Origin of the sequence: Bacillus sp. GC_Bacil_1, from assembly GCF_026540675.1 — a bacterium.
Classification (GTDB): domain Bacteria; phylum Bacillota; class Bacilli; order Bacillales; family Bacillaceae_G; genus Bacillus_A; species Bacillus_A cereus.
This window is the reverse complement of the sequence record NZ_JALNUG010000004.1, coordinates 223,576-242,027: the sequence shown is the minus strand read 5'-3', so window position 1 is coordinate 242,027 and position 18,452 is coordinate 223,576. Positions and strand designations below refer to the sequence as shown.

The window sequence follows — 18,452 nt, the reverse complement described above, 5'->3', positions numbered from 1 at the left end:
TAACATAAATAAATTGACGAGTCAAACTATTTATTGTTTTCTGATTTTTTAAGTGAGGTTAAAACCACTCCATCGGGTAATATGATATCCTTTACTTCAATAAAGCCATGTTTTTTATATAAAGACAGAGCAGGGGTGTTTTCTTTCCCTGTTTGTACAATATATGTTTTGGAAGGGGAAAACATGTCAAATACATACAGTAGTAGTTTTGTTGCAATCCCTTTATGAAAATGATTAGGGGATACTACTAAACGATGAATATCCACTTCCTCTTCGTCTACTTTAAAAGAAATAAACCCAGCAAGTGTATCTTCATAAAAATAGCCGTAGAAAATTTCATCACAGGATTGAATATCAGCTACAGTATCATAAAGGCGAGGGATAGCTGTACTATTTATATATTTTGCCTCAATTTCATAAGCTGGTATTTGAATGCTTAAAATAGAAGTAGCGTTTTTGTGAGAAGTTGTTATTAATTTTTGAATCATAGAGAAAGAACCTCCTTGTTGGCTGTATTTTCATAGATTTGACAAGATTTTTCTTTATTGGATATAATAATTATAATAGTTACATAACAATTTAGTATGAAAAAGAAATACACCATAATAGAAATGGAGGACTAAAAATGGGATGGATTATCACATTAATAGTTGGTGCTATTATAGGTGCAATTGCTAGTTCTATAACGGGTAAAAATTTCCCAGGTGGTATGTTCGGAAATATTATCGCAGGTTTATTAGGTGCTTCGTTAGGTGGTAGATTATTTGGATCCTTTGGGCCATCATTTGGTGGGATTCATGTCGTGCCAGCATTATTAGGTGCAATCGTGTTAATTCTTATTGTATCATTTGTAGTGAAAGCTGCAAGGAAATAGAGATATAGATTATGATGAAGAGCCCTGAATAAGGGCTTTTCATCATTCGAAGAGGTGGTTTCATTGGAGAAAATAAATATAAGAAAAAGAGATAAGTTAAGAAAGTTTTTTAGAGAACAAAATTATTTGGCGGTATTACTTGGATTTGCGTTATTGTTCATTAATATTTTATTGCTAACAAAAATATCATTTGTTTTTACACCGTTTATCGTATTTTTAAAAACAATTTTCTTCCCAGTACTATTAGCGGGCGTGCTATTTTATATTTTGCATCCATTCGTTTCGCTTTTAGAAAAGAAAGGTGTTTCAAGAATCGTATCGATAGCTTCCATATATTTAATCGTACTAGGGTTATTTGTATTTTTAGTTGTAACGGTTATCCCTATTATTAAAGATCAAATTGATGCATTAATTGATAACTTACCGTATTTTGGCCATGAGATTGAACAAGCAGCACGTAGATTCGGGGAAAGTAATTTACTCGGTAAAATTCAGGAGAATTTAAATATTAATGTTGCGAATATTGTAAAAGACTACACAGTTGATTTTACAAAGTCATTATCATCAGTAACTGGGAATGTAACTGGATTTTTGAGTACTGTTACAGAGGTTGTTTTAACATTTGTAATGGTTCCATTTATATTGTTCTATCTTTTAAAAGATGGTGAGCAATTGCCGAATCACTTTTTAAAGTTTATTTCAGAGCAAAGACAACCAGCAGCAATGAGAATACTAGATGATATGCATTATGCGATTAGTTCGTACATTAGAGGGCAAATTATAGTTAGCTTGTTTATCGGTATTATGCTATTAATCGGTTACCTTATTATCGGTATTAAATATGCAGTACTACTCGCTATTTTAGCGATGATTGTAAATATCGTTCCGTACGTAGGACCAATTATCGCCATTACACCAGCGTTAATTATTGCGTTTATTGATTCGCCAGGGATGGTTTTAAAGGTAATTATTGTAATGATGGTTGTACAATTAGCAGAAGGTAAATTTATTTCTCCGCAAGTTATGGGTAAGAAGTTAGATATTCACCCAATTACAATCATATTTATCATTTTAACTGCCGGAAACTTATTCGGGATTATGGGCATTATTTTAGCCATTCCAGGATATGCGATATTAAAAGTGTTAGTTACACACGGTTATAGATTTGTTAAGTTGAATACATGAAAAAAAGAGCTAAAACAGTGGGAACTGTTTTAGCTCTTTTTTATTAACAATTCATTTGCATATTGGCGCGCCCATTGATCCGCTTCCAATATAGCATCAAGTGAAGGATCTTTTACATTATGATGAGCTTCAACTGTTTTGTAAATTATTTTTTCAATATCGAAAAAGGCAATTTCATTTTTTAAGTATAGTGCATTCGCAATTTCATTTGCTGCATTTAATACAGCGGGAGTAGTACCACCGATTTTGCCACATTCATATGCGTATTGCAGACAAGGGAACTTCTCTAAATCTGGTTTTTCAAAATGTAAACTACCGATTTCTAATAAATTTAATTTTTCATAGGAAGAAGGTAGCCGAGCAGGATAGTGAAACGCATATTGAATCGGCATTCTCATATCAGGAGCACCGAGCTGTGCCATAACTGATCCATCAATAAATTCTACTAAAGAATGAATGATACTTTCTTTATGAATCATTACATCAATTTTTTCATACGGAATATCAAATAGCCATCTCGCTTCCATTACTTCAAAGCCTTTATTCATTAATGTGGCAGAATCAATCGTTAGTTTTGCACCCATTAACCAGTTTGGATGTTTTAAAGCGTCCTTAGCTTGTAATGTTTGCATTTCTTCACGTGTTTTATCACGAAAAGCACCACCGGAAGCTGTTACAATTAACTTCTCAATCTCTTTATTATTTTCTCCGTTTAAACATTGGAAAATAGCTGAATGCTCACTATCTACTGGAATTAAGCGACATCCGTTTTGTTTCGCTAGTTCAGTTACGATATGTCCAGCTGCAACCAAAGTTTCTTTATTAGCAATAGCGATATCTTTCTTCGCTTTTAATGCTTCAATTGTTGGGAGTAATCCTGAAACACCTACAACAGAGCTTAATACAAGATTTGAATCAGGGTGAGTAGCTACTGCAATTAAGCCATCAGTCCCGTGTGTAATTTTTGTATTTGCTGAAATACGCGTACGAAGCTTGTCTGCTAAGTCTTTTGTCGCAACGCTTACAATACGAGGTTGAAACGTTTTGATTTGTTGCTCAAGAAGATCGATATTATAATTTGCGGTTAAACCAACGATTTTAAAATGTTCAGGATGAGCTGAAACGACATCTAATGCAGATGTGCCGATGGATCCTGTTGAACCTAAAATTGATATATATTTCACCATGAAAAAACCTCCAAAGTTGTTTCGAATATTTCTACAAACCTATATAACATTAGACAATTGAAGTGGAAATTCCTGCTATATAAAATAGAAAATTAGGGTTTGTTTGGAAGTGAAATGTGATAAACTGTAAAAAATAACGAAAAAGCAATGAAAGAGAAGAGTACATATTCGAAACTTTTTAGAGAGCTGATGTGTGGTGGAAATCAGTAAGGGATGAATATGGAATGGGCTCTGGAGCTTCTAACTGAAATGAGTAGGTAAAGACGGTTACTTCACGTTAAGAAGTTGAAGTGAGCTATAATGATAGCTAATTAAGGTGGTACCGCGGGAGTCTCTCGTCCTTTTTTAAGGATGAGAGGCTCTTTTTATTTTGAGAAAGGAGGAGTTAGTGTGAGTGAGAAAATAATGTTAACAGGAATTAAGCCGACAGGTTATCCGCATTTAGGAAATTATATTGGTGCGATTAAACCTGCATTACAAATGTCAAAGAATAATGAAGGAAAAGCATTGTACTTTATAGCTGATTATCATGCATTAAATGCTGTTCATGATCCAGAGAAGTTCAGCAGTTATACGAAAGAGGTAGCAGCTACTTGGTTATCGCTTGGACTTGGAGAAGATGTTATTTTTTATCGGCAAACAGAAGTGCCGGAGATTCTAGAATTAGCTTGGATTTTAGCTTGCATAACTCCGAAAGGTCTTATGAACCGTGCTCATGCGTATAAAGCGAAGGTGGAGCAAAATAAAGAAGCAGGCTTAGAGGTCGATGCGGGAGTGAATATGGGGTTATACGCGTACCCGATTTTAATGGCAGCTGACATATTATTATTTCAAGCTACTCATGTACCAGTTGGAAAAGACCAAATTCAGCATATTGAAATTGCGCGTGATATTGCGACTTATTTTAATCATACATTTGGCACGACATTTACACTTCCAGAGTATGTCATACAAGAAGAAGGAGCTATTTTACCTGGTCTTGACGGAAGGAAGATGAGTAAAAGTTACGGAAATGTGATCCCATTATTTGCAGAGCAAGCAAAACTACGAAAGTTAATATTTAAAATCAAAACAGATTCTTCACTTCCAAATGAACCGAAAGAACTAGAAACCTTATTTACAATTTATAAAGAATTTGCGACAGAAGACGAAGTACAGTCATTACGTGAAAAATATGAGACTGGAATCGGATGGGGAGATGTGAAAAAAGAGTTGTTTCGCATTGTAGATCGTGAGTTAGCTGGACCTCGTGAAAAGTACGCAATGTATATGAATGAGCCGAATTTATTATATGAAGCGTTAGAAAAAGGTGCTGAGCGAGCAAGAAAAATCGCGAAGGTAAATTTAGTAGAAATTAAAAAAAGGATTGGATTTGAGAGGGGGCGCTGAGCGTTCCCTCGTTTTTCGATATAAATTATTCTTCATATTGATACGTAGAGCAAGGAGTTCGCACTTCTTTTCCGAACTTATTAGTTGCATATATGAAAAAGTATGATAATATAGGGTTACTTATTAAACGTGTTTAATAAGTTTAATTAAAGGTACTTATTAAAGGTGTTTAATAAGTGAATCTCATTCAATAAAAAAGGAGATGAATGTATGAAAACGGAGAAAGAAAAGATGGTGGCAGGAGAAATGTATATTGCGGATGACGAAGAATTGGTGGCTGATAGGGTGGAGGCAAAACGTTTAACACGCCTTTATAACGAGGCGATGGAGACAGGAGATGAGAGGCGTTTTACGTTATTAAATCAGCTTTTAGGTTCTTCAACTGATGGGAAAGCACAAATTAATCCTGATTTTCGTTGTGATTACGGCTACAATATTAATGTCGGAAAGAGCTTTTTCGCAAATTTCAATTGTGTGATTTTGGACGTTTGTGAAGTTCGAATTGGTGATAATTGTATGTTTGCACCTGGTGTTCACATTTATACTGCTACTCATCCATTACATCCGGTGGAACGAAACTCTGGCAAAGAATATGGAAAACCGGTAAAGATAGGTAACAATGTTTGGGTTGGCGGAGGCGCTATTATTAACCCTGGTATTTCAATTGGAGATAATGTTGTAATTGCTTCAGGGGCAGTTGTGACAAAAGATATACCTAATAATGTAGTTGTTGGTGGTAACCCAGCTAAAGTTATTAAAACGATAGAAGAGTAAAAGGTGTTTCATATGAAGAAAGATTTTGCGGAAAATGATACAAAGACGCTACTTGTCTCTCGAAATGCTCTATTCCTCTTATTTGCTTTGCCAGGTGTGGCATTTGCTACATGGATTTCTAGAACAGCAGCTACTCGAGATATTTTAGCAGTGTCAAATGCAGAAATGGGCTGGATTTTGTTCGGATTATCTGTCGGTTCAATAATTGGTTTACTAAGTGCAAGTCATTTTATTGACGGTAAGGGAGCTAGAGACGTTATTATAGGCAGTATGTTTTTTATGATTGTTGGATTGCTTTGTTTAGGTATTACTATTTATTTTGTTTCTAGTATGGGGGCTTTTGGTAGCTTACTAGTATTTGGAGTAGGATATGGATTAGCAGAAGTCGCATTGAATGTAGAAGGTTCTGCCATTGAGCAGAAATTAGGAACAACTCTTCTTCCGAAATTCCATGGTTTTTTTAGTATAGGAACTTTAGTAGGCGCGCTTAGTGGTTCTGCCGCCATCTCGCTTCACATCCCAATTCTGTATCAATTTCTTGCGATTTCGGTCATGTTTGTATTACTTGTATGTATGTTGTATCGTTTTCTTCCGCATGGGACAGGAAAGAAGGAGAAATCGCGAAACAAAAAGCGAGCGAAGCATACTTCCTTACGTATGGAAAGAAGGGTGCTTTTACTTGGTCTTTTCGTGCTTGGAATGGCATTTGCAGAAGGGAGTGCAAATGATTGGCTACCTATTGTGATGGTAGATGGACATGAGCAAAGTATAGTGACAGGTTCTATTATGTACACTATTTTTGTATTGGCAATGACATTAGCTCGAATGTGCAGTAGTTATTTTCTTGATCGATTCGGTCGTGTCGCGGTTATGCGTGCTACTATTATGATGGCGATTATAGGAATGACAATCGTCATATTTGGGAGTAACTCATATTTTCTAGCACTTGGTGTAGTACTGTGGGGGATTGGTGCCGCGTTAGGTTTCCCGATTGGGCTTTCTGCTGCTGGAGATGACAGTGAAAATGCGACTTCTAATGTTGCTGCAGTTTCTATCATCGGTTTTACAGCGTTTTTAGTCGGACCACCATTTTTAGGAATACTTGGAGAAGCATTCGGAATACGTAATGCTTTGCTAGCTGTTTTATTATTTGTTATCTTGTCTGGAATTGTATCGTCTGTTATGAGAGAGAATGCATCGAGTTAAATACGGAGTGCCGCTAGTAGAAATATATCATCTCTATTGCTTTAGAAAATGATGTATGATATATTGTCAACGCAACTTATTAAAAGTGTTTAATAAGTATGTTGATTAAGGTGGTGAGCGATTTGAGTGAACAATTTGTTACTCAAAAATCGATTAAAGAGACGATCCTTCGCGGCATTCGTACAGCTCTTCTAGAGCGAGGTAGTGCAACGAAAGTTGAACTTAGTAATACATTAGAAATCAGTTTTCCAACGATAAGTAAATTTATAGAAAAAATGAAACAAGACGGTGAAGTCACTTTAGCCGGTTTAGATGATTCAAGTGGTGGAAGAAGAGCAAAACGATATGAATATAATCCAGAATATATGTTAGGTTTAGCGATATTTTTAGAAAAAAATGAGACGAACTATACAATTTTTAACTGTTTAGGGGAAGTAAAAGAACAAGGCAGTACTTCAAGTGCATTAATTGATACGGGTCTAAGTGTATTGACAGAACATATAGAAAGTCTTATAGCTACGTTTCCAAAGATAAGTTCAATCTCAATTGGTGTTCCTGGTGCTGTCGATAATGGGCGTATTTTCTATATTCCTGGATATGAAAAGTTCCAAAATTTTAATTTGAAAAGTCACTTGGAGGAACTGTTTTCTATACCAGTAGTAATAGAAAACGATATGAATGCTGCAGTGCTCGGCTATCATAAAAATACTGGAAACAATGAAAATTCCTCTCTTGTATATTTGTATTCAGGTCAAAATGGCCCAGGTGCGGGGATTATGGTAAATGGAGATGTCGTACGCGGAAGCACATTTTTCTCAGGAGAGATATCTTTCGTCCCGCAGTACGATAATAAAAATTTCTTGCAAGCTTTGAGAAGTGAAGATTCGAATAATCCAGAGGAATATAATATAGATGCTATTACTCGTTTAATAGCTACATGTATAGCTATTATTAACCCTCATGGATTCATCTTCTGTGATGATGAAGTGAACCAAATTGTTATAGATCAGATTGTAAAAAGTTGTCCACAGTACATTCCGGCAGAACATATTCCGAAAATAACAGTGAGCAACTGGAAAGAAGATTATTTATATGGGTTAAAAAGCCTTGGACTTGATCTTATGATTACGAGAACAAATAAAGAAAATTAAATGTACTGGCAATGAAGCATCCAATTGCCAGTTGAATAACATAAAAGAAAAGGTGTCGATTATGAAAATTGAGCATGTAGCAATTTGGGTGAATGATTTAGAAAGAATGCGTGATTTCTATAAACAGTACTTCGGTGGTGAAGAAAATAGCTTATATCACAATCCGAAAAAGCAGTTTAAATCTTATTTCATAACTTTTGAAGGCGGTGCGCGTCTAGAACTTATGAAGCAGGTAGGGATAGACGAGAAAGTACAAACACAAACAATAGGATATGCGCATATTGCTTTTTCAGTAGATAGTAAAGAAAAAGTGAACGAATTAACTAATACATTAAGAGAAGCAGGATACTCAGTGTTAAATGGGCCGCGTACTACAGGGGATGGTTATTATGAAAGTGTAGTAAGTGATCCTGAAGGAAATCAGATTGAGATAACAATCTAACATTATATTTACTAATAATTGCTAAAAAATAAAATTTTGTTGTTCCCCCAAATGTGAACGAGAAACCTATTATTTCTGCAGAAAGGGGGACATAACGTTGAGTGAAATCATTTTTATTTTCTGTATATATCCATTGCTTGTTTGTATTGTTTCAATAGCTGGAGCATATAAAGTAGGTACATTTTATGTGATGCCAATAGTAACATTTCTTATTTTTCTTATGTTAAATGTTACAGTGCACGATCCAGCATTTTTCTTTTGGGTGGGCATGTATACTATTCTTTCATTTATTGTTTCTTATATAACTATCCTTTTTATAAAGGGATATAAAGTTGTAAAAAGAGAGCGTTAATATCATTTTGGGGAAATAGGGATTTACGGTGAACGATAACAACCTCATTTCACGTTGTAATGACGGGAAATGAGGTTGTTTGATTTCTATTTTTTATTGGATTGATGAAAATCGCGAAGAATCTTCTCAATGACTGGATGAAGATTACTAGGTAACTCATCAAGCGGAAAGAAGCGTAATTCTTTCGATTCCCTTTGATCGCATACAAGCTCACCGTGGAATTCTCGGCAAATATAAACAACGAGTACACCATGTACTTGATCACCATTTGGATAGATTTGAAAGAAGTCTGGTCCTGAGTATGTACGGAATAATTCTGGCTCTTTAATAATAAGTCCAGTTTCTTCAAACACTTCTCGTTTTAAAGCATCTTCTAACGTTTCGTTATATTCTAGGGCACCGCCAATAATGCCCCAGAGGTTAAAATCTGTACGGAACTGCAGCAATACTTCATCTTTTTCATTTAATATAATGGCGTGTGATCCTATTAAAATAAGTGGATGATTTCCTACTAGATTTCTCATATCTTCAATATAACCCATGTCATTGCTCCTTGTATTTAATAATAGTTAGGAAGTTCTTTTAACATTCTTTCTGTTTTACGTGCTGTAAAGGCTAAGTTATGGTCATCTTTCGTTCTGAAAAATAATGTGCGTAAAAAGGTTTTAATATTGGCACATAAAATACAATACTCAGTAAGCGAAAGGCGTTTTCTAATTTGAGGAAGCCTTTTTATTTTTTTTTGAATAATAGAAATTAACTCGTTTTGAGGAAAATCATGATACAGCATTGCTAGTAATGGAGTAACGATGCGCTCATCTTCGTTATTATGAAAAAGGTCAGATGGAATAAAGATTTTATTTAATAAACAATGAATTAATTCTTCGTACCATTCAAAAGTGGTATACGTATTATGAACAATTTCAGTAAAGGCATCAGATACGTGAGCAAGACAATGAGCCCATCCTTTATTTTCGATATAGCCCCGAAAATCTGTTTCTAAGTTTGTGTAAGTAATGAGTTTATTTTTTATTTCTTCGATATCCTCCTCTGTACAAAAGTAGTGCGAATTAGCGAATTGGAGTATTAACGCAATTAACGAAACAGTGTAAGAACGTGTGAAAACCCCATCTGTATGTGGGGAGTAAATGTCACAATATAAATACTCATCACTTAAACAAGTTTGCAGAAGTAATTTCAGCTGATCGTCCATAAGGAATTCATGATGAATGAAATGCGCAAAACATTTATATATAAGTTGGTAACGAACGTAGCTATCAGTCGTTCCGATATACTGAAGCATGTTCAAAGTTAACTCATTTACGTCTATATGTTGCAGTTGCGTATAGTCATTTTGTTGTATAAGCTCTAACTGTTGTTGCAATGCTGTAATATCCACTGGAGAACCTCCTCCGCACTTTAAAGATGCGATCTTTTCTAGTATTCTATATATTCAAGGACAATCCTGCTCATGCAAGGAGAACGATTAGAAATTCGAGTATGATATAGATGAGGGAAGAATATGACGACGATAGAACAGTTAGAAAAACATTTAAAAATAAGAAGAAGTGCTTCTTCTATTATGATAAAAGAAAATAATGCAGAGATTTTTACAGAAGAGCAATTAGAGGAAATGATGCAGTATTGCGTTGCCGAAGCTAAAAAAGGTGGATTAGAAAAACTACATTTTGAAATCTCTTCAAAAAGTCCAAATTATGATGTGTATAAAAAATGTTTTGAAACGTATTCATTTGAATATGTTACGGAAAACATGATTGTATTTAAAGATATATACGAAGTAGAAGATGTAGAAAGTGAAATTGATTTTAAGCTTATTGAAGAAGTTGGAGAAGAGGCTTTTTATTCACTGTGGAATGAAGCGACGGGAGAACCAGTTGCTCATGATCAATTTGTGCATATGATGCTACAAGAAATTGGTGAGCAATGGAAAGAACATTGCTTAACAGCAAGTGTCGATGAAGAGCCGATAGGAATTGTAATCCCGCATATTGAAAGAGGTACGTTAGAAGAAGGGAAACTTATGTACTTCGCAGTTACTCCAAATATGCGTAACAAGGGATATGAAGCTGCACTATTTGCAGGTGCGATGTTTGTCTTAAAGGAAATAGGTGCATCTTATTATATTGGTGAGACAAATATACAAAATGAGTGGATGAAGGATGTTTTTGAAAAGAACGGATGTCAGTTGCTGAGTTGTACTGAGCGGTATGTGAGGGAGTTTTAAGATATACCCTGGGACACATCTAGTGGGAACCCGTGTACAAATTTTGAACAAGTAAAAGAACTTTTCGCCTGTTTGTAAGATAAAAAGAAAAATGAGAACGACAAAGTAGATATTTGTATAATAAAATAGAGTAAGATTTGACTATAAGAGAAAGCGTTGGTGAAAGAATGGGACAGCAAAGACATTGGTTACAAGCAACTGTAGAAAGAAATAAAGATAATACGTTACAAATAAAGTGGGAAAATAATATAGAGGAAGTTCGCATTTACTGGAGTACTTCGCCAGATCATATTGAAGAAAATGGAGAATTACTTGCAACTGTAAATGGAGAATTATCATATACAATTGAAAACCCGAGTGAAAATGAACGTCCATATTTTAGATTAGTAGGAAGTAATGGACAAGCAGTAACAGTAGCTGAGCGTAGACTGCCATTACAAGGCGCGTTTAACTTCCGTGATATGGGAGGATATGAAACGACAGAAGGCCGTAAAGTGAAATGGGGCAAATTATACCGTTCTGAAGAATTAGCAGGACTAACAGAATGGGATATTGCGTATTTACAAAAGTCTGGTTTAAAGTTAATTTGTGATTACCGTACAGACTTTGAAGTGAAGCATAAGCCGAATCCAGAAATTACGGGTGCTCGTCAAGTGTGCTTACCAGTTATGCAAGACTTAGCGAAAGATCTAAATATAAATGAATTTTTCCAAGTTGGTGACCTTTCTATGTTAGGAAAACCAGGTGAGTATCTTGTGAAAATGAATCAAGATTTCGTAAGTGGTAACGAGGCATTCGTGAGCTTCTTAAACTTAGCGCAAAACCCGGAAAACTTACCATTAGTAAACCACTGCACAGCTGGAAAAGATCGTACTGGATTTGGTTCAGCGCTTTTATTACTTTTACTAGGTGTACCGGAAAAAACAGTAATGGAAGATTACTTATTAAGTAACGGATTCCGTGAAAAGCTAAATGAAAAAATGATGGCCTTTTTAGGTGCGAAATTACAAAATGATGAGAGCAGAGCAATATTAGGTGCAATGTTTGAAGCGCGCGCCGAATATTTACAAGCTGCGATTGATGGAATCCAAAAGCAATACGGATCAGTTGAAGCATACGCCGAAAAAGCTCTTGGCTTTACGAAAGATTCGTTAGAAGAAATGAAAGTGTTATTGCTGGAAGATTAATAATGAGAAGGAGGCTGATTTGGATTAGCCTCCTTTTACTATTGTTGTTATAATTAAGCTATGAGAATATAGGAGTTGAGGAAAACATCATGAAATACAAAGTAATACTATTCGACGTAGACGATACATTATTAGATTTCCCTGAAACAGAAAGACACGCATTACACAATGCGTTTGTACAGTTCGGCATGCCTACAGGGTATAATGATTATCTTGCAAGTTATAAAGAGATTAGTAATGGATTATGGAGAGATTTAGAAAATAAAATGATTACGCTAAGTGAATTAGCCGTAGAGCGATTTAGACAATTATTTGTACTTCATAATATAGACGTAGATGCGCAGCAATTTAGTGATGTATATCTTGAAAACTTAGGGAAAGAAGTACATCTTATAGAAGGTGCAGTGCAATTATGTGAAAATCTACAAGATTGCAAGCTAGGTATTATTACAAATGGATATACGAAGGTGCAACAATCAAGAATCGGAAATTCGCCTTTAAGTAATTTCTTCGATCATATTATTATTTCTGAAGAAGTTGGTCATCAAAAGCCAGCACGTGAGATTTTTGATTATGCATTTGAGAAATTTGGAATTACGGATAAATCAAGTGTACTTATGGTTGGAGATTCGTTAACTTCTGATATGAAAGGCGGAGAAGACTACGGCATTGATACATGTTGGTATAATCCGAGTTTGAAAGAGAATACGACAGATGTTAATCTGACTTATGAAGTGGAGAATCTGCTACAAATTTTAGAAATTGTGGAGTTGGCAGGAGAAAAAGTAGCCTCATTTTAATTGTGCTGATATTTGTCGAAAAATCGTTGATATATTATAAGTTGTGATAGATATATTTGAAAAATCGCTCTTATAAGTTCATATACTAAGATATAGAACAAAAAATAGAGCTACTATACAAGGTCATTCACGTGTTATAGTGCGTGAATTAAATATGCGTATATAAATAGTTTCCCAGCGTGATGCGATGTCATGTATGATTAGTGTAACAACTAGAGGTGAATAAAGGATGTTAACGTTTTTAATTGAGTTAGACAAGAATCTCCCGCAGAAGGATGAGCCACGGTATGTTGCTTATACAAATGGTTTTATCGAAGGGGATTTAACAATTTGTATGGGTGACAGAGTATTTTTTCAAAAATCATGTATGAAGGTTGCAGAGCTGGGCATTTATTTAGGTCAGTGGATGGAACAAGTTCAACACGGGCAAAACGTGCCTATGAAATATGAAACGGCTGACCGTGAAGAGGTCATTCTTGGCTTCTTCTATGAAGAGGATCATAACCAATGGAATGTTTCTTCCAGCTGGCAAGAATTTGAACTTCAAGAGCGTATCTCTACTGAAACATTAGTAGAGAGCGTTCAATGCTATTTATATGAGCTAAATAAGGAACTGCGTGCGATAGAATATCCTGTGACGTTTGATCAGTACTTAAGAGGAGAGCGAGTGATGCAGCTTTCTTACAAACGACCGTGTGATAGCAAAGCAGATACGACGCCGATAGAGGTTTATAATGGAAGCGAGCAAGTAGGCGTAGTAAGGGGCTATTATAAAAATACGCTGATGAGAGTGCTGGATTTTATTCCGAAAATTGGTAGTAATATCATTTATGAAATAAAGGATAGTAAGAACAATATTCACGTCATTGCAAAGGATGTAAGTAGGCAGCGCCAAAGAAAGATTTTAGTAACGTACATCGATAATAATGATGCAGAGCATGAAATACTTGTATGTGACGGAAAGTTATTGGATGCAAATTTTATATTTACCTTTACATATAAGGCAGAAGAATATGTTGTTCATAAAACTTCATTTGGAATGGGAAAATTATTACGAAAAGGCTATTTAATCGCAGATTGGAACATTCGTCTTGAGGAAGATATGTATTACATCGAGATGAATGCATATGATGGAGATTACATGGAGGATCAATACTTACTATTAGGCGTATTTCATGCGGTTTTATATGGATAATCTATGAGAAATACCGTCATTCTTCTTGGAAAGAATGACGGTATTTTTTATTTATCCTCAAAAATAAAAATCTCATCAATCGTACTATGAAGTGCCTTCGCTATATCGTGAGCGAGTTGCAATGAAGGATTATACTTACCTTTTTCAAGGTGGCTAATTGTTTCACGGCGTACACCAACTTGCTTCGCTAAATCTTCTTGTGTCATGTTCAATTTTGCGCGGTATTCTTTTATCTTCGTTACGAACGCCATGGTGCATCTTCCATTTCATCAACAGGTTTATCATAAAAGAACATAGAAAAACCGAACGTAAGAATGAGTGTGCCGAAAATAAGAGCGATATCAATTTCTTGTAGCGCCGGGTTTGGAAATAACATTTCAATAAATATAATGATAGCGGTAGTTAGTAATGTAACGATAAATGCATTGCGACACGATTTATTGACAATTTGTTCAAACAGTTCATCGTGTTGAACTGTTCTATACGATGTGAAAAAGGAGAAGAAACAGAACATAGTAAACAATCCTTTTTCATAAAAAAATCCGAGGAAACCGAAGAAACCGAGAAATCCTAAATATTTTATCCAAGTTGTTTTCATGATAGGTCCTCCTTACGTTGTTAGAAATAAGTCACGTTATGTTACAAATATATCACAATTGGATAGGAATGGTAATAATAGTTTTCCAGTTTGCTTCATAATAATAGTAAAAAGAGGAAATATGCTGCGAAATAAAGAGGATAATATTGTAAAATGGTTGTAAGGAGGGGGAGGAAGAAATGCTAACTTGGATCATGATCGTTGTATTACTTGTAGTGATTACTGTCATTGCGACGGTGTTAATTGGGCGGAATGGTGATGCAAATTATAGCAAAGCGACAAAGGGGAATATTAAACGATTAACAATGATTTATATTATACTAGCTGTCGTTTTAGTTGTTGGATTAGGGGTGTATATTTATTTTAAAGGTTAAATAAACTGAAAAATGTAAAAATCTTAAAATAGAAGTATGCTATAATATCAATATAGTTATTTGGTAATTAAGGAAAGGATTGGATGGAATGATTGAAATTACGAATGTGTCAAAAAGTTATAATGGGTCTACTTATGCAGTAAAAGATTTAAGTTTATCTGTACCTAGCGGCGAAATCTTTGGATTTTTAGGACCAAATGGTGCGGGTAAATCCACGACAATTAAGATGATTACTGGCATTCACGGGGTGGACAAAGGGACTATTACGATTAATGGAAAAAATATTATGGAAGAGCCGATGGAAGCAAAGAAGACGTTTGGTTATGTGCCGGATAGCCCAGATATGTTTTTACGTTTAAAAGGAATTGAATATTTAAACTTTATGGCTGATATGTATGAAGTGCCGAAAGAAGTAAGACAAGAACGAATAGAGTCTTTAGCGAAGAAGTTTGATCTTTATAATGCATTATCTGATCAAATTCAAAGTTATTCGCACGGTATGAGACAAAAAATCGTTATTATTGGTGTGCTCGTGCATGAACCAGATGTATGGATTTTAGATGAACCGTTAACAGGGCTTGATCCGAAATCTGCATATATTTTAAAAGAAATGATGAGAGAACATGCGGATAAAGGAAAGATTGTATTTTTCTCTACACACGTATTAGAAGTAGCGGAAAAAATATGTGACCGGGTTGCTATTATTAATAAGGGGAATTTGCAGTTTAAAGGAAATTTAGATGAAATGAGAGATCATTTTAAATCCAATGAATCACTTGAAAAAATGTTCTTGGAGATGACGGGCAATGAGTAAAATTTGGACGTTAACGAAGGTACTATTAAAGTTAAATTACGCAGATTTTATAGCAGATAAGAAGAAGCGATGGGCGTATTTATTTTCATTTGCAGCTATTTTATTTGTTGGATTTTTAATATTTGGTTCGATGACGCACGGAATGTATGAAGGTCTGAAACAATTAGGGCAAGGGCCGGGAATGATTATTGCAATGGGACTTGCGATTGCGAGTATATGGGTATTTTTAATGAGTATAACGAACATTTTAACTGTATTTTACTACAGCAATGATATTGAAATGTTACTGCCGTTACCATTAAAACCAGCGCAAATTATTTCGGCAAAATTTTTAACGGTATTAATTACACAATACGTAATGAGTTCATTTATTTTATTACCAATCTTCATTACGTACGGTTTAAAAAGTGGCGCATTTATTACATATTACATATATATGATTTTTATTTACTTACTCTTCCCAATCGTGCCGTTAGTATTAGCTTCGTTACTGATGACAATTATTATGAGGTATACAAATATAGCGAAAAATAAAGATCGAGGAAATATATTTATTGGAATCGTAAGTATATTATTTATTGTAGGAATTAACGTATTTATGCAGTGGAGAAATAAAAGTGCGTTTTCTGGAGATGGGGCTGCGGAATACCTTGCAAATAATCAATCTTCTCTTTTAGTACAAATGACAAATTATTTTCCAACTACATATTTTGGAGCAGTGGCATTAGTAGAAAGTGCAAATTGGAAGGGACCTTTATATGTAATAATCTTTGCAGTTATTTCATTTGTCTTCTTTGTGTTGTTTTATTACATAGCAGAGCGTACATATTTAAAAGGGGTTATTGGACTTTCAACGAGTACAGCAAAGAAACAAGTTATTTCGGCGGAAGGTTTACAGAAATCAACAGTACAAAGTTCGCATTTAAAAGCGTATGTGAAAAAAGAATTTAAAACGTTATTCCGTACACCACAATTTTTCTTAAATTGCATTGTACAAACTTTCGTTATGCCAATTATGTTGTTCTTTATTTTATTTGTGCAAGATGGAAATTTAAAGTTTATTACAGAGTATATTAACAATCCAAAGACAACAGGATTTGCAATTGGTGTTGGCCTTTGTGCATCGTTATTTTTAATGGGTAGTAACGTCATTGCAACAACGTCATTTTCGCGAGATGGAAGCTCTTGGTTTGTAAATCGTTATTTACCAGTAAAGGCTTCGGATATCTTTTTTGCGAAAGCAATCACTGCTTGGTTAATTAATGTGATTATTTTAGCAGTATTCGGTATTACGATGGCAGTTGTAGCTGGGATTTCTCCAGTCTTTATGATACTGTGGTTTTTACTAAGTGCGAACGGGTTGTTATTAATTAATTTAATCGGAACACGCTGGGACGCGCAAACTGCAGATATTCATTGGGATACAGAGCAGAAATTATTTAAAAGTCGATATACAACTTTGTGGAATTTTTTAGCTAATATTTTAATAGCTTTAATTATTGTGGGGGGAGTAAGTGTATTATACTTCTTCCTTCATGTCGGACTGTGGGTTATGTTTATCGTTTTATTTGTAATGTTTACGATTGTAAATTATATCTTTATTAAAATGTTAAAATTAGGTGCTGAACGTATACTGTCAAATATTCAATAAGAAGATAGATCCTCTGTATTCATGCAGGGGATCTGTGTATAGATGGAGGAGAAAAAGGTGAAGAAAATAGCAATTGTAACAGGGGCAACTCGTCTGAATGGAATTGGTGCAGCTGTATGCAAGGTGCTTGCTCAAAAGGGGATAGACATTTTTTTCACGTACTGGCCAAAGTATGATAAAGCGATGCCATGGGGAATGGGTGATCAAGAACCCTTTTTGCTGAAAAAGGAAATTGAAAGTTACGATGTTCGATGTGAAATGGCAGAAATCAATTTATCGCAGTCTTATTCGCCAAATCGTTTGTTTTATATGGTATCAGAACGGTTAGGTGATCCATCTATTCTAGTTAATAATGCAGTATATTCTACTCATACGAGAATTGAGGAATTAGATGTAGAGCAGTTGGATAAACATTATACAGTTAATATTCGGGCTACTATGCTATTAAGTTCATTGTTTATAAAACATTATTCACTTAAAACGGGCGGGAGTATTATTAATCTTACTTCAGGACAGTCAGTAGGTCCAATGCCAGATGAACTAGCATATGCAGCAACGAAAGGGGCAATTGAAGCATTTACAAAGTCAGTAGCACCAGTTGCGATGGAGAAGGGGATTACAGTGAATGCTGTAGATCCAGGACCGACGAATACAGGATGGATTACAGAGGAGCTGAAGCATCATTTAGTATGGAAGTTCCCGCAAGGTAAAGTAGGAGAACCGGTGGATGCTGCGCGCTTAATTTCTTTTTTAGTAAGTGAAGAAGCGAAATGGGTTACTGGGCAAGTCATTCACTCGAATGGTGGTTATTCATAAAAATATTCTGTTAACAAATGTTGAGAAACAAAAAACGAAAGAAAATTTTATTTTTTTGTATAAATAAAATGTCAAGAAACATAAAAATTTGATAGAAGAGTATATCGTCATATGAAGATAGTAATTCTTAATGTGACAATATACTCTTTTTCTTTTACTTGCGAGTAGAAAAATGAAGTAGAAGAAACTCGAATATTAAAATGAGTTTATCA

The 18,452-nt window shown here is 34.9% G+C and carries 22 protein-coding genes and 1 other annotated feature; of the genes, 16 read left to right on the top strand and 6 right to left on the bottom strand.

The annotated features are described in order from the left end of the window. Positions 1 to 26: 26 nt before the first annotated feature. Positions 27 to 488 carry a GNAT family N-acetyltransferase gene (locus OXT04_RS08605; RefSeq protein WP_072939134.1) on the bottom strand — a complete coding sequence of 154 codons (462 nt, stop codon included), beginning with the start codon at positions 486 to 488 and terminating at the stop codon, positions 27 to 29. Positions 489 to 625: 137 nt separating this feature from the next. Between OXT04_RS08605 and OXT04_RS08600 the strand changes: the two genes are divergently transcribed. Both OXT04_RS08600 and OXT04_RS08595 read left to right on the top strand, forming a co-directional pair. Further along, positions 626 to 874 (top strand): GlsB/YeaQ/YmgE family stress response membrane protein, encoded by a 249-nt coding sequence (locus OXT04_RS08600; protein ID WP_000539733.1) that lies wholly within the window; start codon positions 626 to 628, stop codon positions 872 to 874. Between the two features lie 63 nt (positions 875 to 937). After that, complete coding sequence (locus tag OXT04_RS08595) at positions 938 to 2,059, top strand: AI-2E family transporter (protein WP_072939132.1); 1,122 nt, start codon at positions 938 to 940, stop codon at positions 2,057 to 2,059. Between the two features lie 29 nt (positions 2,060 to 2,088). On the opposite strand, the gene OXT04_RS08590 is transcribed toward OXT04_RS08595, so the two are convergent. Further along, complete coding sequence (locus tag OXT04_RS08590; RefSeq protein WP_097822592.1) at positions 2,089 to 3,246, bottom strand: 1-deoxy-D-xylulose-5-phosphate reductoisomerase; 1,158 nt, start codon at positions 3,244 to 3,246, stop codon at positions 2,089 to 2,091. 138 nt (positions 3,247 to 3,384) lie between these two features. Further along, positions 3,385 to 3,592, top strand: a binding site (T-box leader). Positions 3,593 to 3,636: 44 nt separating this feature from the next. On the opposite strand from OXT04_RS08590, the gene OXT04_RS08585 reads away from it, so the two are divergent. From OXT04_RS08585 to OXT04_RS08560, 6 genes are all read left to right on the top strand, one after another. Then, positions 3,637 to 4,635 (top strand): tryptophan--tRNA ligase, encoded by a 999-nt coding sequence (locus OXT04_RS08585; RefSeq protein ID WP_267414146.1) that lies wholly within the window; start codon positions 3,637 to 3,639, stop codon positions 4,633 to 4,635. A 210-nt stretch (positions 4,636 to 4,845) separates the two neighbouring features. Next, positions 4,846 to 5,409: a maltose O-acetyltransferase gene (locus OXT04_RS08580; RefSeq protein WP_267414145.1), complete on the top strand. Its 564-nt coding sequence runs from the start codon at positions 4,846 to 4,848 to the stop codon at positions 5,407 to 5,409. A gap of 12 nt (positions 5,410 to 5,421) precedes the next feature. Beyond that, complete coding sequence (locus tag OXT04_RS08575) at positions 5,422 to 6,615, top strand: MFS transporter (protein WP_267414144.1); 1,194 nt, start codon at positions 5,422 to 5,424, stop codon at positions 6,613 to 6,615. A 122-nt stretch (positions 6,616 to 6,737) separates the two neighbouring features. Next, positions 6,738 to 7,766: an ROK family transcriptional regulator gene (locus OXT04_RS08570; protein ID WP_000003038.1), complete on the top strand. Its 1,029-nt coding sequence runs from the start codon at positions 6,738 to 6,740 to the stop codon at positions 7,764 to 7,766. A gap of 61 nt (positions 7,767 to 7,827) precedes the next feature. Next, the gene (locus OXT04_RS08565; protein WP_000687575.1) at positions 7,828 to 8,208 is read left to right on the top strand and encodes a VOC family protein; all 381 of its coding nucleotides are present in this window, start codon (positions 7,828 to 7,830) and stop codon (positions 8,206 to 8,208) included. A 97-nt stretch (positions 8,209 to 8,305) separates the two neighbouring features. Continuing rightward, a complete protein-coding gene (locus OXT04_RS08560) occupies positions 8,306 to 8,560 on the top strand; it encodes a YbeF family protein (RefSeq protein ID WP_001289515.1) in 255 nt (84 codons plus the stop codon). A gap of 86 nt (positions 8,561 to 8,646) precedes the next feature. On the opposite strand, the gene OXT04_RS08555 is transcribed toward OXT04_RS08560, so the two are convergent. Then, positions 8,647 to 9,102: an NUDIX hydrolase gene (locus OXT04_RS08555; protein WP_000540454.1), complete on the bottom strand. Its 456-nt coding sequence runs from the start codon at positions 9,100 to 9,102 to the stop codon at positions 8,647 to 8,649. 17 nt (positions 9,103 to 9,119) lie between these two features. Beyond that, a complete protein-coding gene (locus OXT04_RS08550; protein ID WP_000355455.1) occupies positions 9,120 to 9,959 on the bottom strand; it encodes a DUF2785 domain-containing protein in 840 nt (279 codons plus the stop codon). Between the two features lie 123 nt (positions 9,960 to 10,082). On the opposite strand from OXT04_RS08550, the gene OXT04_RS08545 reads away from it, so the two are divergent. From OXT04_RS08545 to OXT04_RS08530, 4 genes are all read left to right on the top strand, one after another. Beyond that, positions 10,083 to 10,805: a GNAT family N-acetyltransferase gene (locus tag OXT04_RS08545; protein WP_267414143.1), complete on the top strand. Its 723-nt coding sequence runs from the start codon at positions 10,083 to 10,085 to the stop codon at positions 10,803 to 10,805. A gap of 167 nt (positions 10,806 to 10,972) precedes the next feature. Continuing rightward, a complete protein-coding gene (locus tag OXT04_RS08540) occupies positions 10,973 to 11,992 on the top strand; it encodes a tyrosine-protein phosphatase (RefSeq protein ID WP_097822595.1) in 1,020 nt (339 codons plus the stop codon). 89 nt (positions 11,993 to 12,081) lie between these two features. Beyond that, the gene (locus tag OXT04_RS08535) at positions 12,082 to 12,792 is read left to right on the top strand and encodes a YjjG family noncanonical pyrimidine nucleotidase (protein WP_000875917.1); all 711 of its coding nucleotides are present in this window, start codon (positions 12,082 to 12,084) and stop codon (positions 12,790 to 12,792) included. Positions 12,793 to 13,021: 229 nt separating this feature from the next. After that, a complete protein-coding gene (locus tag OXT04_RS08530; protein WP_000955135.1) occupies positions 13,022 to 13,987 on the top strand; it encodes a tubby C-terminal domain-like protein in 966 nt (321 codons plus the stop codon). 47 nt (positions 13,988 to 14,034) lie between these two features. On the opposite strand, the gene OXT04_RS08525 is transcribed toward OXT04_RS08530, so the two are convergent. Together OXT04_RS08525 and OXT04_RS08520 are read right to left on the bottom strand one after the other, a co-directional pair. Continuing rightward, complete coding sequence (locus tag OXT04_RS08525) at positions 14,035 to 14,238, bottom strand: helix-turn-helix transcriptional regulator (protein WP_000896294.1); 204 nt, start codon at positions 14,236 to 14,238, stop codon at positions 14,035 to 14,037. Next, positions 14,226 to 14,585 (bottom strand): DUF3796 domain-containing protein, encoded by a 360-nt coding sequence (locus OXT04_RS08520; RefSeq protein WP_000859208.1) that lies wholly within the window; start codon positions 14,583 to 14,585, stop codon positions 14,226 to 14,228. Before OXT04_RS08520 ends, OXT04_RS08525 begins: the two co-directional genes overlap by 13 nt. Before the next feature lie 179 nt (positions 14,586 to 14,764). Here OXT04_RS08520 and OXT04_RS08515 point away from each other — a divergent pair, with 179 nt between their 5' ends. The 4 genes from OXT04_RS08515 to OXT04_RS08500 all read left to right on the top strand — a co-directional run bounded on the left by OXT04_RS08515 (position 14,765) and on the right by OXT04_RS08500 (position 18,240). Next, on the top strand, positions 14,765 to 14,959 hold the full coding sequence (locus tag OXT04_RS08515; protein WP_000958863.1) for a hypothetical protein: 195 nt from the start codon (positions 14,765 to 14,767) through the stop codon (positions 14,957 to 14,959). A gap of 88 nt (positions 14,960 to 15,047) precedes the next feature. After that, positions 15,048 to 15,773, top strand: a complete 726-nt coding sequence (locus OXT04_RS08510) for an ABC transporter ATP-binding protein (RefSeq protein ID WP_000570204.1) — start codon at positions 15,048 to 15,050, stop codon at positions 15,771 to 15,773. Continuing rightward, entirely contained in the window at positions 15,766 to 17,424 is a 1,659-nt protein-coding gene (locus OXT04_RS08505) for a putative ABC transporter permease subunit (RefSeq protein ID WP_267414142.1), read from the top strand. Before OXT04_RS08510 ends, OXT04_RS08505 begins: the two co-directional genes overlap by 8 nt. A gap of 57 nt (positions 17,425 to 17,481) precedes the next feature. Next, positions 17,482 to 18,240 carry an SDR family oxidoreductase gene (locus tag OXT04_RS08500; protein WP_097822606.1) on the top strand — a complete coding sequence of 253 codons (759 nt, stop codon included), beginning with the start codon at positions 17,482 to 17,484 and terminating at the stop codon, positions 18,238 to 18,240. Positions 18,241 to 18,452 lie beyond the last annotated feature (212 nt).